The organism is Paraburkholderia sp. Cpub6, from assembly GCF_014201065.1.
In the GTDB taxonomy this organism is placed as follows: Bacteria; Pseudomonadota; Gammaproteobacteria; order Burkholderiales; family Burkholderiaceae; genus Paraburkholderia; species Paraburkholderia tuberum.
The window spans coordinates 148511-163354 of record NZ_JACHDM010000016.1 but is presented as its reverse complement, the minus strand read 5'-3'; the positions used below and the strand labels follow the sequence as shown (position 1 = coordinate 163354).

Genomic DNA, 14844 nt, shown 5'->3' with positions numbered 1-14844 from the left:
ATTTCGCGAAGCCGCTATCGACGGAAGCGATTTCCGAACTGCTGCACGGCGGGTTGGTGCCGGAGCTGGAGCCGGCGTGAGGGGAGCGTGCCGCGTCCAACGCCGGTCACTGAGCCGGCGTGTCCTTGAACACCGGCAGGCTTTCCGCGAACGCGGAAAACTTCTCGAGCCGCGGATGATCGGCCTTGCTGAGCGCCTCCGGCAGCATCATGTGCGTGAACTGCCAGGCTACGGCGACGGCCACGTCCGCCGCGCTGAACTGCTGCTGCGTGTCGGGCAGCGGCCCTTCGCCCAACTCGCGTTCGAGTTCGGCATAGGCGGCGAGCAGTTGCGCGCGCACGCGCTCGACCCACGGTTCATGCTGCTTCTCCTGAGGCCGCAGATTGCGCTCGTAGACGATCTGCACGCTCTTTTCGCACGCGGCGAGCGCGAGACCCGTCAGACGCGCGGCGCGCAACGCCGCGTCGGCCTGCGTCGGGAACAGCGGGGTGGGGCCGGCGAGCGTTGCCAGATACTGCAGGATCACCGTCGAGTCCATCAGGATCGCGCCGTTGTCGGCGACGAGCGTCGGCGCCTTGACGACCGGGTTGATCTTCGCGAACTGGTCGTAGGTGCGGAAAACCGAAATCGACTCGTGTTCGAAGTCGAGCGCGAGCAGCTTCATGCAGATGGCGACGCGCCGCACGTAGGGCGAGTCGAGCATTCCGATCAGTTTCATCTCGTTTCCATGAGAAGAGCGACTATGGGGGCGCCCCGCGCCTCGTGCGCTGACCGGCTGGAACGGCTAGCGGGCGGCGCGGCGCGTGACGCGTGGAATCGCTAGCTTAAGCATCCTCGCCGGCTCAGTCCAGCGCGGGCAGCGCGCGCGGACGGCGGTCGCTGTCGGTGGCGACGTAAGTGAGGATCGCTTCCGTGACCTTGACGACTTCCTGCGAGAGCCTCAACCGCTGCGCGTAGACCTCGACCGACACTGTCACCGACGTATTGCCGGTCTTCACGATATCGGCGTAAAAGCTCAGCAGATCGCCGACGAACACCGGTTGCTTGAACAGGAAAGAATTAACCGCGATCGTCGCGACCCGCCCATTCGCGCGACGGCTTGCCGGAATCGAGCCGGCGATGTCGACCTGCGCCATGATCCAGCCGCCGAACACGTCGCCATGAATGTTCGCGTCCGATGGCTGCGGCATGACGCGCAGCGCGCACGGCTTGGACGGAAGTTGAAGAAGATCGGTCATCGGGACATCCTTGGGAAACGTGTTCGAGTGTATTGACGCGCATTGACGCAATGGCTGGGCCAGTTCGACAGTAGGCCATGCAAAGCGCCATCAGTCGGCTTCTGCGACAATAGAAAGATCAGGAATTGTACGGGAAAGCACCCAGCGAAGCGCGCGAGCCGCGCGCCGCTGCGAACTCCGGCAGCTCCACACTCTCCCCACGATTTATGCGCCGCGCTCCTTCGTCCGAACCCTCGCCGATTTCCACCGCACCCCGCAACGACTGGCAAACGATCCTGTCGCTGCTGCCATACCTTGCCACCTACAAATGGCGAGTCGGCTTCGCGCTCAGCTGCCTGATCGGCGCGAAGGTCGCGAACCTCGGCGTGCCGATCGTGATGAAGCACATCGTCGACAGTCTCGCGTCGGTCCGGCATCTGACCGCGCTCGGTCGCGCGCAGGACGCGCCCGGCATCGTGCTGCTCGGCGGCGTCGGCTTGCTGGTGGTCGCGTATGCGGTGGTGCGGCTATCGACGTCGCTCTTCACCGAGTTGCGCGAAATGCTGTTTTCGAAAGTGACCGAAAGCGCGGTGCGCCAACTCGCGCTGAAAGTATTCCGCCATCTGCACGGACTGTCGCTGCGCTTTCATCTGGAGCGGCAGACGGGCGGCATGTCGCGCGATATCGAACGCGGCACGCGCGGCATCACGCAGCTGATTTCCTATTCGCTGTACAGCATCCTGCCGACGCTCGTCGAAGTCGGTCTCGTGCTCGGCTTTTTCGTCGTCAAATACGAGGCCTATTACGCGATCGTCACGTTCGTCGCGCTCGCGGTGTACATCGCGTTCACGGTGAAGGTCACCGAGTGGCGCACGCACTTTCGCCGCACGATGAACGAGCTCGATTCGAAGGCGAATTCGCGCGCGATCGACTCGCTGCTCAACTACGAGACCGTCAAGTACTTCGGCAACGAGGAGTGGGAAGCGAGCCGCTACGACGAGAACCTGAAGCGCTATCGCGCGGCGGCGATCAAGTCGCAGCGTTCGCTGTCGGCGCTGAACTTCGGGCAGCAGGCGATCATCGGCACGGGGCTCGTGTTCATCCTGTGGCGCGCGACCCAGGGCGTGATGGCCGGGCGTCTGACGCTCGGCGACCTGGTGCTGATCAACACGTTCATGCTGCAGCTGTATATTCCGTTGAATTTTCTCGGCGTGGTCTATCGCGAGCTGAAGCAGAGCCTGACCGACATGGACCGCATGTTCACGCTGCTCGGCGCACCGCGGGAAGTGCCCGACGCGCCCAATGCGGTGGCTTTGCAAGTGAGCGGCGCGCAGGTGCGCTTCGACAACGTGAGCTTCGCGTACGAGCCTTCGCGGCAGATTCTGCACGGCGTGAGCTTCACGATCGCGGCCGGCACGACGACGGCGGTGGTCGGCCACAGCGGCTCGGGCAAGTCGACGCTCGCGCGGCTGCTGTTCCGCTTCTACGATCTAGACCGCGCGACGGGCGGCGCGATTCGCATCGACGGGCAGGATATTCGCGACGTCACGCAGGATTCGCTGCGCGCGTCGATCGGCATCGTGCCGCAGGACACGGTGCTGTTCAACGACTCGATCTACTACAACATCGCATACGGTCGGCCGTCGGCGACGCGCGACGAAGTGATCGCGGCGGCGCGCGCCGCGCATATCCACGAGTTCATCGAGAGTCTGCCGAAGGGCTACGACACGCCGGTCGGCGAGCGCGGGCTCAAGCTGTCCGGCGGCGAAAAGCAGCGCGTCGCGATCGCGCGGACCATACTCAAGAATCCGCCGATCCTGTTGTTCGACGAAGCGACGTCCGCGCTCGATTCACGCTCCGAGCGCGCGATCCAGCATGAGCTCGACCTGATCGCGCGCGAACGCACGACGCTGATCATCGCGCACCGGCTGTCGACGGTCGTGCACGCGCAGCAGATCATCGTGATGGACAAAGGGCGCATCGTCGAGCGCGGCACGCACGCGGAGCTGTTGCGCGCGAACGGTTTGTTCGCGCAGATGTGGGCGCTGCAGCAGCGCGCCGCGCACACCACGGATGCGGTGGAAAGAGCGGAAGCAGTCGGGGCAGGTGAGAGCCCGGCGAAGTAAAGCTCAGCGCGCGCGCAGCAGCCGATCGAGCGCTTCCAGCTGCGCCTGGGTGCCGATGTTCTCCCACAAGCCTTCATACAGCTCGCCGCTCGCGAGCCCACGCGCGATGGTCGCGCGGTAATACGGGCTCAGCGCGCGCCGCGTGCCGCGCGGCAGATCGCGGAACATGCGCGTGTCGTACAGACCGAAACTGCCGAACGTGAGGCGCGGCTGCGCGTCGAGCGACAGCACGCCGTCGACGAGACCAAAGTCGCCGTTCGGGTGAAATCCCGGATTCGGCACCATCACCAGATGCATGCCGGGCTCGGGCAGCGCCTTCAGCCGGCCGGCGTGCGCGTGCAGCGCGGCGTAGTCGTACTCGGTGTACACGTCGCCGGCCACCGCGACGAACAACTGATCCGCGCCCTCGTCGGTCAGTAGCGGCAGCGCCTGCGCGATGCCGCCCGCGGTCTCCAGCGCCTCGTGCTCGGGCGAATAGCGCAGCTCGACCTGCCAGCGCGAACCGTCGCCGAGCGCGGCTTCGAGCTGCGCGCCGAGCCACGCATGATTGATCACGATGCTACGGATGCCGGCCCGCGCGAGCCGTTCGATCTGCCATACGATCAGCGGCTTGCCGCCCGCTTCGAGCAAGGGCTTCGGGCACGCGTCGGTCAACGGACGCATGCGCTCGCCGCGGCCCGCGGCGAAAATCATCGCTTTCTTTACGGACATCGTCATCGGTCAGAAGGTGTAGCCGATTTCCTGCGCGCGGCCGTCGAGGTCGTCGAGCAGTTTCGCGAACCCGCGCAGCGGCGCGTAACGTTCCGCCACCTTGCGTGCATAGCCGATGAAGCGCGGCAGGTCGTTCATGTAATGCGCCTTGCCGTCGCGGTAGTTGATGCGGCAGAACAGGCCGAGCACCTTGATGTGCCGCTGCAGCCCCATCCATTCGAGCTGGCGGTAGAACTCGCCGAAATCGGCATCGACCGGCAGGCCGGCTTTTTTGGCGCGCTCCCAGTAGTACGCGAAGCAGTCGAGCTCGAACTCCTCGTCCCAGCTGAGGAACGCGTCGCGCAGCAGCGACACGACGTCGTACGTGATCGGCCCGTACACCGCGTCCTGGAAGTCGAGCACGCCTGGGTTCGGCTCGGCGATCATCAGATTGCGCGGCATGAAATCGCGCAGCATGAAGCTTTGCGGCTGCGCGCGCGCGCTCGCGATCAGCAGCGCGAACGTGCGGTCGAGCAGCGCGCGCGTGGCGGCATCGACCTCGCGGCCAAGGTGCCGGCCGATGAACCATTCGGGCATCAGCTCCATCTCGCGGTGCAGGAACGCTTCGTCGAACGGCGGCAGCACGTCTTCGCGCGAGCTGAGCTGCCAGCGGATCAGTGCGTCGAGCGCGTCGCGCATCAGCGCGCGAGCCGCGCGCGTATCGCCCGCGGCCTGCGCGTCGGTCAGCGCGCCCAGATACGACGCGGTGCCGAGATCGGTGACGAGCATGAAGCCCGCGTCGAAGTCGACCTCGAGCACGCGCGGCACGTGCACGCCGGCGGCGGCGAGCAATTGCGCGATCTGTGCGAATTCGCGGCATTTTTCGGGCGGCGGCGCGTCGACGGCGATCAGCGTGGCCGCGCCATTGCCTTGCGGCGCCTTACCGGCGAGCCGGAAATAACGGCGGAAACTGGCGTCGGACGAGGCCGGAACGAGGGTGTCGGGCTCGAGCGCATGGCGCGCCGCGTGGCCTTGCAGCCAGGCCTTGAGCAGGGAGAGACGGGTGTCGGTGAAATCTTGGGTGGAAGGCAGCGTCATGAAAAGCGGCGGCAAATTCTTGGGGACAACGTCTTGCCATATAATACCCCACGACTTTTTTGACGCGACTCACACGCCAGCTTTCGCGTGCTCCGTTTCACCGCCCGCCTTATCACTCGGCAAATTGGGAATCCAGACGTGCAGCCGACTCTAACGGTCGCGGTGTGCAGGCGGTGGATCGTGACGACGGAAGCTTGCGCAGGGGTCGACTCGCCAAACGATACATGCCGCCCAGACAGCTTTCCGATACCACTCCTTCCTGTGCAGTAGTGCCGCGCAAAAGGCGGCTCGTCGCGGCGCTGATCGCCGTTCCGGGCCTGATGCCCGCGCTTGCGCACGCCCAGCTGGTGGGGGAAGCTGCGCAACCGCAGGCGGTCTACCCGCCGTGGGGCATGCAGCTTGCGCCGCAGCTCGAGGATCATCCGTTGCAAACGGGCCAGCGGCCGGCCACCTTCGTGCTCGGCGACCACGCGAGCGGCACGATCGACCAGGATCTGGCCGCCAAGGGCTCGGCGGAAGTGCGGCACAACACGTCCGTGATCAAGGCCGACGCCCTGCACTACGATCAGGACACGGACATGGCCGATGCGTACGGCAATGTCCACGTGATCAATACCGGCAATACCTTCATCGGACCCGAAGCGCATCTGCGCGTCGATTCGACCGAAGGCTTCATGACCGCGCCGAAGTACCACTTCACGCTGACGGGCGGCTCGGGCAGCGCGCAGCGCGTCGACCTGCTCGACGCGGAGCGCTCCGTGTTCACGAAGGGCACCTACACGGCCTGCGCGTGTACGGACAATCCGGCCTGGTACATCAAGGGCAGCGAGTTCGATTTCGACACCGGCGCGGACGAAGGCGTCGCCCACAACAGCGTGCTGTTCTTCCAGGGCGTGCCGGTGTTCGCGTCGCCGTGGCTGTCGTTCCCGCTGTCGGGCGATCGGCGCAGCGGCCTGTTGCCGCCCACGTTCTCGCTGAGCTCGACGAACGGTTTCGAGCTGTCGGTGCCGTATTACTTCAACATCGCGCCGAATCGCGATCTGACGGTCACGCCGCGTCTGATCTCGAAGCGCGGTGTGCAGTTGCAGAGCACGTTCCGCTATCTGTCGCCGACGTATTCCGGGTCGATCACCGGTGAATTTCTGCCCGACGATCGCCTGACGAAGACCAACCGCTACGCGCTGTACATCCAGCACAACCAGAATTTCGGTAACGGCTTCGGCGGCTACATCTATTACAACAAGGTTTCGGACAACACGTATCCGGAAGACCTGTCGTCGTCGGTCAACCAGTTCATGAACGGCACCCAGCTCCTGTATCAGCAGGAAGCCGGGTTGACCTACAACAACGGACCGTGGTCCGTGCTCGCGCGCGAGCAGCACTGGCAGACGCTGGAGCCGTCGGTCGCGCCGTACGGCCGCCAGCCGCAGTTGAACGTCAGGTACGCGAAGTACAACATCGGCGGCTTCGACTTCGGCGCCGAAGCCGACTACTCGAACTTCCGCATCACCACCGCGGATCTGAGCGAAGGCCAGCGGGTGCTGTTCAACCCGTACCTGTCGTATTCGGTGGTGGGGCCGGGCTACTTCGTCACGCCGAAGGTGCAGTGGCACTTTGCGTCGTACAACCTGAACAACATCGGCACCGATCTGGCGAACGTGCCGGGAGCGCAGAAGAATTTCACCGAGTCGATTCCGACCTTCACGTTCGACACGGGACTGACGTTTGAGCGCTCGGTGCGCATTTTCGGCGCGGACTATATCCAGACGCTGGAGCCGCGCCTGTACTACGTGTACACGCCGTACCGCAATCAGAACAACGCGCCGCTGTTCGATACCGCCGAATCCGACTTCGGTCTCGCGGAAATCTTCACGCCGAATACGTTCGTCGGTAACGACCGGATCGCCGACGCGAACCGCCTGACCGCCGGTCTCACCACGCGCTTCATCAACCCGTCCACCGGCGACGAGCGCGCGCGCTTCGTGATCGCGCAGCAGTATTACTTCCGGGATCAGCGCGTTACGCTGACGCCGACCCAGACCAGTACCCAGGCCACGCACTCGGACCTGATCGCGGGCGCGTCGATCAAGCTGGGCGCCGGTTTCGCTTCGGAAACGGCGTTCCAATATAATGCGGACAATAACCAGCTCACGAAGACGAGTGTCGGCTTCGGGTTCAGTCCGGAGAGCGGCAAGGTCATCAACGTCGCGTACCGCTACACGCGCGCCAACACCACGCTCGACAACCAGCCGATCAATCAGGTGCTGATTTCGGGCCAATGGCCGCTGACGCACCGGATGTACGGTGTCGGCCGGTTCAACTACGACCTGGGTGGCCACCGTATCGTCGACGGCCTGGTCGGCCTGCAATACGACGCGGACTGCTGGACGCTCGGCGCCGGCATCCAGCGCTACGCGAACGGCCTGAACTCGTCGGGACAGAATCAGTCGAGCACACGGTTTCTGGCGCAGTTGACGTTCAAGGGCTTGTCGAGCGTCGACAACGGGCTGATGACCGCGTTCCGCAGCAGTGTGGCCGGCTACATGCCGTTGCCGCCACCGCCACCGCCGGAGTCGCGGTTCACCAACTACGAATGACGGTTGCCCGGTCATTCACGGCTTGCGAAAAGACGGGCGAAGCGCCCGACATCATTGGAGTATCTGTGGCAATCATGAAACAGCTTCGCTTGGCAATACTCGCGGCGGGTCTCGTCGCCGCGGCGTCCTTCGTTCCAGTCGCGTCGGTACAGGCGCAGGCATTGGGCGGCAATAGCGGCCAGACGGTGGACACCATCGCCGCAGTGGTCAACAACGGTGTCATCACGCAGCGCGAGCTCGACGAGCGGGTCAGTCTGATCGCGCACCGGCTGAACCAGCAGAACGCTCCGGTGCCGCCGACGGACCAGTTGCGCCAGCAGGTGCTCACGCAGATGGTGCTCGAGCGCATCCAGCTGCAGAAGGCCAAGGAAGACGGCATCACCATCGACGACGCGGCCGTGCAGCGCACGCTCGAGCGTCTCGCGCAGGCGAACAACATGCCGTTGGCCATGTACCGCGCGCGCATCGAAGCGCAAGGCGTGCCCTGGACCACTTTCACGAGCGACGCGCGCACGGAGCTGACGCTGTCGCGTCTGCGCGAGAAGGAAGTGGACAGCAAGATCACGGTGACGGACGCCGAGGTCGCGAACTATATCGCCAGCCAGCGCGGTCCGGGCGCCGGCCAGACGAACGACCTGCACATGCAGCACATTTTCGTGAAGGCGCCGCTCAACGCCTCGGAGACCGACATCGAGGCGGCGCAGAAGAAGGCCGCGGCGCTGCTCGCCGAAGCGAAGGGCGGCGCGAATTTCGAAAAGCTCGCGAAAGCCAATTCGCAGGCGCCGGACGCGTCGAAGAACGGCGGCGATCTCGGCTTCCTCGCGCCGTCGAAGCTGCCGCCCGAGTTCGTGAAGGCCGCGTCGGCACTGCGTCCGGGTGAGATCAATCCGGATCTGATCCGCACCAACGACGGCTTCGAGATCGTGCGTCTGGTCGAGCGCCGTGCCGGCCAGGGCACCAGCGCGGACGCGCCGAAGCTCGTGCAGACGCACGTGCGCCATATTCTGCTGCGCGTCGGCGACGGTCAGTCCGAACCGCAGGCACGCCAGAAGCTGCTCGACATCCGCAACCAGATCGCCGCCGGCGGCGACTTCGCGAAGTTCGCGCGCACCTACTCGCAGGACGGCTCGTCGTCGCAAGGCGGTGACCTCGGCTGGGTCAGCCCGGGCGAGACGGTGCCCGAGTTCGAGCGCGCAATGAACTCGCTGCAGGACGGTCAGATCAGCGAACCAGTGCGCAGCGAATACGGCTACCACCTGATTCAGGTGCTCGGCCGCCGCGATGCGCAAGGCTCGATTGCGCAGCAGATGGATCTCGCGCGTCAGGCCATCGGCCAGCGCAAGGCGGAACAGGCGTATGCCGACTGGCTGCGCGAGCTGCGCGATACCGCGTACGTCGAAGTGAAGCCGGCCACGGCGAACGTGCAATAACAGAGCCAATGCGATGACGAGCGCTGCCCAGCCCACCCACCGTCCGCTGCAGATCGCGATCACGACCGGCGAACCCGCCGGCGTCGGTCCCGAGCTGACCGCGCAGGCGCTGGCCGGCGCGGCGGCGCACTGGCCTCAGGCGCAGTTCACCGTGCTCGGTGATGCGCAACTGCTCGCTGAGCGCGCGCGCGCGGTCGGCGTCGATTGGGCGGCGCTGCTCGCGCCAGGCCCGCGCGTGCGGCTCGAACATCACTCGCTTGGCGCACCAGCGCAGGCAGGCAAACTCGACGCCGCGAACGGCCGCTATGTGCTCGATCTGCTCGATGCGGCGATCGACGGCGCGGTGGCAGGCAGGTTCGACGCGATCGTCACCGCGCCGCTGCAAAAAAGCACGATCAACGACGCCGGTGTGCCGTTTACCGGCCACACCGAATATCTGGCCGAGCGCACCCATACGCCGCGCGTCGTGATGATGCTCGCGGGCACCGGCAAGCGGCCGCTGCGCGTCGCGCTTGCGACCACGCATCTGCCGTTGAAGGACGTGTCGGCGGCTTTGACGATCGAAAGCCTCGTCGCGACGCTGCGCATCATCGATCACGACCTGCGTCACCACTTCGGCTTGCCCGCGCCGCGCATCCTCGTGACGGGGCTCAATCCGCACGCTGGCGAAAACGGCTATCTGGGCCGCGAGGAAATCGACGTGATCACGCCGGCGTTGCGGCAGGTGAACGGCGAGGGCGTCGACGCGCGCGGTCCGTATCCGGCCGACACGCTGTTCCAGCCGCGTTATCTCGACGAAGCCGACTGCGTGCTCGCGATGTTCCACGACCAGGGCCTGCCGGTGCTGAAATTCGCGACGTTCGGCGAAGGGATCAACGTGACGCTCGGCCTGCCGATCATCCGCACGTCGGTCGATCACGGCACCGCGCTCGATCTGGCCGGCACCGGCCGCGCCGACGCGGGTAGCCTGATGGCCGCGATCGACACGGCGGTGTCGATGGCGCAGCATCGTCGCGCGGGCTGACGCGCGGTTGATGTGAGCGGATGCGGCGCGCGTGACGCGCCGCGTGGCGTCGTGTTTCCACCGTGACGTCTTTCATTCTCAAGCAGTTTTCTTTCTAGCGTTTCTCCGATGTCCACCAGCAGACAGCAAGGCCGGCACCAGGGCCATCTCGCGCGCAAGCGTTTCGGTCAGAACTTCCTGGTCGACATGGGCGTGATCGATTCGATCGTCGACGTGATCCGGCCGCAGCGCGGCGAGCGCATGGTCGAGATCGGGCCGGGCCTCGGCGCGCTGACCGAGCCGCTGATCGAGCGGCTCGCGACGCCCGAGACGCCGCTGCATGCGGTCGAACTCGACCGCGATCTGATCGGCCGTCTGAAGACGAAGTTCGGCAACCTGCTCGAACTGCACGCGGGCGACGCGCTCGAATTCGACTTCGGCTCGCTCGCGGCACCGGGCGACAAGGCGTCGCTGCGCATCGTCGGCAATCTGCCGTACAACATTTCGAGCCCGCTGCTGTTTCATCTGGCGACGTTCGCGGAGCGCGTGATCGATCAGCACTTCATGCTGCAGAACGAGGTGGTCGAGCGGATGGTGGCGGAGCCGGGCACGAAGGCGTTCAGTCGCCTGTCGGTGATGCTGCAGTACCGCTACGTGATCGACAAGCAGCTCGACGTGCCGCCCGAGTCGTTCCAGCCGCCGCCGAAGGTCGATTCGGCGATCGTGCGGATGATTCCGTACGAGCGGCACGAACTGCCGGTGGTCGACGAAAGCGTGCTCGGCGGGGTGGTGACGGCGGCGTTCTCGCAGCGTCGCAAGATGTTGCGCAACACGCTTGCCGCGCTGCGCGACACCGTCGATTTCGACGCGCTCGGCTTCGATCTGCAACGCCGCGCGGAGGACGTGCCGGTCGCCGAATACGTGAGTGTGGCGCAGGCGGTGGCGGCGCGCTCGGCCGCTGCGCCGGAATAGACTCGACGCTCGACGCGGAGGGCGCCGCCGTCGAGCCCGCTTACCGTTTCGCCGGCGCGTTGACGAGCGCGATGCCGCTCAGCACCAGCAGCGCGGCGATCAGAAAGCGCGCGCTGAACGGCTCGCCGAGCAGCAGCACGCCGAAGGTGACGCCGAACAGCGGCGTCAGAAACGAAAACACCGACAGCCTCGACGCGATGTAACGCGTCAACAGCCAGAACCACAACAGATAGCTGACGAACGCGACGATCACGGCTTGATACGCGAGGCTCGCGAGCGCGAGCGGCGTCACGCTTTCCACGCGCACCTCGCCGAGCCCCAGCGCCAGCGCGAGCAGCACCACCGCCGACACAGTCAGCTGATAGAACAGCGTCTTGCTCGCGCTCGTCCGCGCGAGCCGCGAGCCGCGCACGACGACCGTGGTCGCGGCCCACGCGATGCCGCCGAGCACGCCGAGCGCATCGCCGGCCGCGCCCGCGGGCGTCGAGCCGTGGGCCGCGCTTGCAGCCGTGCCCGCGTCCGGGTGCAGGAAGCCGTCCGCGAACGCGAGCGCCATCCCCGCGAACGCGACGCCGATGCCAAGCCACTGGATGCGCCGCATGCGTTCGCCATCGACGAACCAGTGCAGGCCGAGTGCCGTGAAACACGGTGCCGTGTACAGAAAGACCGCCATGCGCGACGCGCTCGTCAGCGTCAGGCCGAGAAAGATGCAGACGAACTCGGCCGCGAACAGCACGCCCGCGAGCAGGCCCGCGCCGAGCGTGCCGTCATCGCGAAAGAGCGGCGTGCCGCGCGAGCGTGCCCATGCCCACACGAGCAGCGCCGCGATCGTCGAGCGCAGCCCCGCCTGAAAGACCGGCGGCACCGCCGCATTGGTGGTCTTGATCGCGACTTGCTGCAGCCCCCAGATTGCGCACAGGCCGATCATCAACAGGATCGCGAAGCTATCCGGGGTGCGGCGCGCGGGCAGGGCGGTGGTCGTGCTCATGGCGGTGTGGTGAAGAGGTGGAGAGCGCACGGCGAGCCGGTCGGTCCGGTGCGCGGCGAAGGCCATACGATAGCAAACCTGCCTGCGCGAGCCGACGCCCTGTCTTCTGCGAGCGTGCGCCGAGCCGTAGGGATTTCGGCGGGCGCGCTCGGATGCCGGTCGTTGATGCGTCTGAGTTGCCTGATTTTCTTGGCGGCAACGCCGAGCGTCAGTCGTCGGCGTTTTTTGATGGCGTCGGCACGAGGCAAGATTGCCGGGCGAATTCGCCCGGCGTCAATTCGCCGGGTGCAACGTGAAGCCGGGCTGTGTTTTCATCGTTCTGGCTGACAGCGCGACTCGTGCTCGCCACCGGACGTTCAGTCGACTCGCCCCTTCTTCTGTATCAGCTCGATCTTGTACCCGTCCGGATCGGCGACGAAGGCGATGACAGTCGTGCCGTGTTTCATGGGCCCAGCTTCGCGTGTAACGACACCGCCGCGTTTCTTCACTTCTTCGCATGCCGCATAGGCGTCGTCGACTTCGAGGGCGATGTGACCGTAGCCGGTTCCGAGGTCGTACTTGCTCGTGTCCCAGTTGTACGTCAGTTCGATCGCCGCGCCTTCGGATTCGTCCTCGTAACCGACGAATGCGAGGGTGAACTTCCCGTCCGGGTAGTCGTGCTTTCGAAGCAGGCGCATTCCTAGAACTTCGGTGTAGAACCGGATCGATGCGTCCAGATCACCGACTCGAAGCATGGTATGCAAGATTCGCATGAGGACTCCTTTGATAGTTTGTGGATAAATGCGTCGACCTGCGGCAATTGTAAATGATTGCCGTATAGCTTGAGTCCGAAGCCGCGCCGCCCGTCCGGCGCACTGCGGACTCGATGCGCATCGTGGAATTCGATCGGATCTATTTGAACAAAAAAGTATGGGCAATAAGGGTTTGTGTGCGGTTGCCGGTTTGATATTAGTGTCCAACACTCAGCATCAATCCGGTTTGTCAGATAGCAGTCTGATATATCGGACAATCCATGCGTGACCCGGCGATTCGTTGAGCGTGCAGACAGGCGCTGAAGCCGATTCGTCCGCTCCGGACCACTCTTCTCCGCTTAGGACCCTGCCATGAAGCTTGCCAAACGAGGCGCCCAAGCCGCCTTTCTGTTCGCTGTTGCTGGATTGCTCGCCATCACCGGCTGCACCAAGGTTGCCACGCCAGGGCAGAGCGCAGCGGCATCCCCCTCGACGCTTCAGGCCGTGCTGCAGCGAGGCACGCTGCGCGTCGGCGACTGCCTGACGTTCGCGCCGTTCGGGTTCTATAACAAGGACGGCCAACCAGACGGCTATGACGTGGACCTCGCGAAGGAACTCGCGAAGCAGATGGGCGTGAAGCTCGAGGTCGTGAATACGACGAGCGCGAACCGGATTCCGAATCTGCAGACCAGCAAAGTGGATGTCGTGTTCTGCAACTTCACGCGTAATCTGGAGCGCGCGAAGGTAATTGAATTCACGACCCCCTACGTGGTTGCCAGCGAAGCACTGCTGGTCAGAAAAAATAGTGGCGTTCAGTCGATCAAGGACATGGGCGGTCGCACGATTGCGACGGTCAAGGGCTCGACCAATGGCGACGAAGTGCGCTCGCTGAATATCCCGATCAAGATCCAGGAATACGACAGCTCGCAGGCCGCGATTCTTGCCGTCAAGCAGGGGCAGGCCGACGCGATGATCGAGGACAACAACTTTCTCGCGTATCAGGCCAAGCTCGATCCTGAACTTGCCGTCACGAACGAAGCGCTGGTCCCGCTCGAATACAACGCGTTCGGTGTCAAGGCCGGCGATCAGGAATGGCTCAACTACCTGAATCTGTTCCTCTTCAACGTCAATGCGTCGAAGCTCAACGCGCAGCTCTACAACAAGTGGTTCGGCACCGATCCGCGCTACCCGCTCAATCCGCAGTTTTGAGGAGCGGGAGATGCCGATATCTATTGAAACCCGAACGATGCGGAGGGTGAGATGAGTTACGAGTGGCTCACTCTGTGGGGCTACGTGCCCGAGTTTTTGAGCGCGAGCTGGCTGACGTTGCAAGTGACCGTGCTGGCATTCGTACTGGCGCTAGTCCTCGGCTTGTTGACCGCGCTTGCCAGCGTTTCTCCGCTCGCGCCATTTCGGTTGATTGCTCGCGGCTACGTTGAAATCATCCGCAACACGCCTGTTCTCCTGCAGATTTTCATCGTTTTCTTCGGTCTGCCGTCGGCGGGTATTTCGCTCGACGCATACTGGGCGGGTGTCATTGCGCTCGGCGTCAACGTCGGTGCTTATCTATCGGAAGTGTTCCGCGCCGGCATACAGTCGGTGCCGCGCGGCCAACTCGAGGCCGCCGGCATTCTCGGTCTCGAACGCGCGCAGATCTTCGTCGAGGTCGTGCTACCGCAGGCGACGCGCGCGGTTTATCCGGCCATCGTCAACTACCTGATCCAGTTGCTGCTCGGTACGTCGCTGCTGTCCGCCATTGCGTTGCCGGAGTTGACCGGCACTGCGACCGTGATCAACTCGCGGACGCTTCTCTACCTTCAGACGTTCAGCGTGACGCTCGTCGCGTATCTCGTGCTCAGTAACGTACTGTCCTGGCTTGCGGGCCAGCTCGGAGCGCGGATCTTTCATCCTCCCCTCGTCATGCCGGCGCGCACCGGTTTCGGGACCGGCTTGATGCGCCGGACGAAACGGGCCTGATTCCCGGATTGGAGT

Annotated in this window: 14 protein-coding genes; 8 read left to right on the top strand and 6 right to left on the bottom strand. The window is 64.6% G+C overall.

Going from position 1 to position 14844, the window contains the following annotated elements; translation table 11 throughout:
• Nucleotides 1–106 precede the first annotated feature (106 nt).
• Both HDG33_RS24500 and HDG33_RS24495 read right to left on the bottom strand, forming a co-directional pair.
• Nucleotides 107–718 (bottom strand): glutathione S-transferase family protein, encoded by a 612-nt coding sequence (locus HDG33_RS24500; RefSeq protein ID WP_184034638.1) that lies wholly within the window; start codon nt 716–718, stop codon nt 107–109.
• Between the two features lie 124 nt (nt 719–842).
• Nucleotides 843–1238 carry an acyl-CoA thioesterase gene (locus HDG33_RS24495; RefSeq protein WP_090803024.1) on the bottom strand — a complete coding sequence of 132 codons (396 nt, stop codon included), beginning with the start codon at nt 1236–1238 and terminating at the stop codon, nt 843–845.
• Between the two features lie 206 nt (nt 1239–1444).
• Between HDG33_RS24495 and HDG33_RS24490 the strand changes: the two genes are divergently transcribed.
• Nucleotides 1445–3343 carry an ABC transporter ATP-binding protein/permease gene (locus HDG33_RS24490; protein ID WP_184034635.1) on the top strand — a complete coding sequence of 633 codons (1899 nt, stop codon included), beginning with the start codon at nt 1445–1447 and terminating at the stop codon, nt 3341–3343.
• 3 nt (nt 3344–3346) lie between these two features.
• Here the strand turns inward: HDG33_RS24490 and murU are convergent, their stop codons facing one another.
• Nucleotides 3347–4060 (bottom strand): N-acetylmuramate alpha-1-phosphate uridylyltransferase MurU, encoded by a 714-nt coding sequence (gene murU / locus HDG33_RS24485; protein WP_184034631.1) that lies wholly within the window; start codon nt 4058–4060, stop codon nt 3347–3349.
• A 3-nt stretch (nt 4061–4063) separates the two neighbouring features.
• A complete protein-coding gene (locus tag HDG33_RS24480; RefSeq protein ID WP_184034628.1) occupies nt 4064–5131 on the bottom strand; it encodes an aminoglycoside phosphotransferase family protein in 1068 nt (355 codons plus the stop codon).
• A 224-nt stretch (nt 5132–5355) separates the two neighbouring features.
• Here HDG33_RS24480 and HDG33_RS24475 point away from each other — a divergent pair, with 224 nt between their 5' ends.
• From HDG33_RS24475 to rsmA, 4 genes are all read left to right on the top strand, one after another.
• Complete coding sequence (locus tag HDG33_RS24475; RefSeq protein WP_184034624.1) at nt 5356–7728, top strand: LPS-assembly protein LptD; 2373 nt, start codon at nt 5356–5358, stop codon at nt 7726–7728.
• A 65-nt stretch (nt 7729–7793) separates the two neighbouring features.
• A complete protein-coding gene (locus tag HDG33_RS24470; protein WP_184034620.1) occupies nt 7794–9158 on the top strand; it encodes a peptidylprolyl isomerase in 1365 nt (454 codons plus the stop codon).
• A 13-nt stretch (nt 9159–9171) separates the two neighbouring features.
• The gene (gene pdxA, locus HDG33_RS24465; protein WP_184034617.1) at nt 9172–10182 is read left to right on the top strand and encodes a 4-hydroxythreonine-4-phosphate dehydrogenase PdxA; all 1011 of its coding nucleotides are present in this window, start codon (nt 9172–9174) and stop codon (nt 10180–10182) included.
• A gap of 108 nt (nt 10183–10290) precedes the next feature.
• Nucleotides 10291–11133, top strand: coding sequence for a 16S rRNA (adenine(1518)-N(6)/adenine(1519)-N(6))-dimethyltransferase RsmA (rsmA, locus tag HDG33_RS24460; protein WP_184034614.1), 843 nt, complete (start codon nt 10291–10293; stop codon nt 11131–11133).
• Between the two features lie 40 nt (nt 11134–11173).
• Here the strand turns inward: rsmA and HDG33_RS24455 are convergent, their stop codons facing one another.
• The gene (locus tag HDG33_RS24455; protein ID WP_184034610.1) at nt 11174–12121 is read right to left on the bottom strand and encodes a DMT family transporter; all 948 of its coding nucleotides are present in this window, start codon (nt 12119–12121) and stop codon (nt 11174–11176) included.
• Nucleotides 12122–12273: 152 nt separating this feature from the next.
• On the opposite strand from HDG33_RS24455, the gene HDG33_RS24450 reads away from it, so the two are divergent.
• The gene (locus HDG33_RS24450; RefSeq protein WP_184034607.1) at nt 12274–12417 is read left to right on the top strand and encodes a hypothetical protein; all 144 of its coding nucleotides are present in this window, start codon (nt 12274–12276) and stop codon (nt 12415–12417) included.
• A 60-nt stretch (nt 12418–12477) separates the two neighbouring features.
• Here HDG33_RS24450 and gloA read toward each other — a convergent pair whose 3' ends face one another.
• Nucleotides 12478–12873 (bottom strand): lactoylglutathione lyase, encoded by a 396-nt coding sequence (gene gloA / locus HDG33_RS24445; RefSeq protein ID WP_184034604.1) that lies wholly within the window; start codon nt 12871–12873, stop codon nt 12478–12480.
• Between the two features lie 351 nt (nt 12874–13224).
• Here gloA and HDG33_RS24440 point away from each other — a divergent pair, with 351 nt between their 5' ends.
• Nucleotides 13225–14061, top strand: coding sequence for a transporter substrate-binding domain-containing protein (locus HDG33_RS24440; protein WP_184034601.1), 837 nt, complete (start codon nt 13225–13227; stop codon nt 14059–14061).
• 51 nt (nt 14062–14112) lie between these two features.
• The gene (locus tag HDG33_RS24435; RefSeq protein ID WP_184034598.1) at nt 14113–14829 is read left to right on the top strand and encodes an amino acid ABC transporter permease; all 717 of its coding nucleotides are present in this window, start codon (nt 14113–14115) and stop codon (nt 14827–14829) included.
• The last annotated feature ends 15 nt before the right edge of the window (nt 14830–14844 follow it).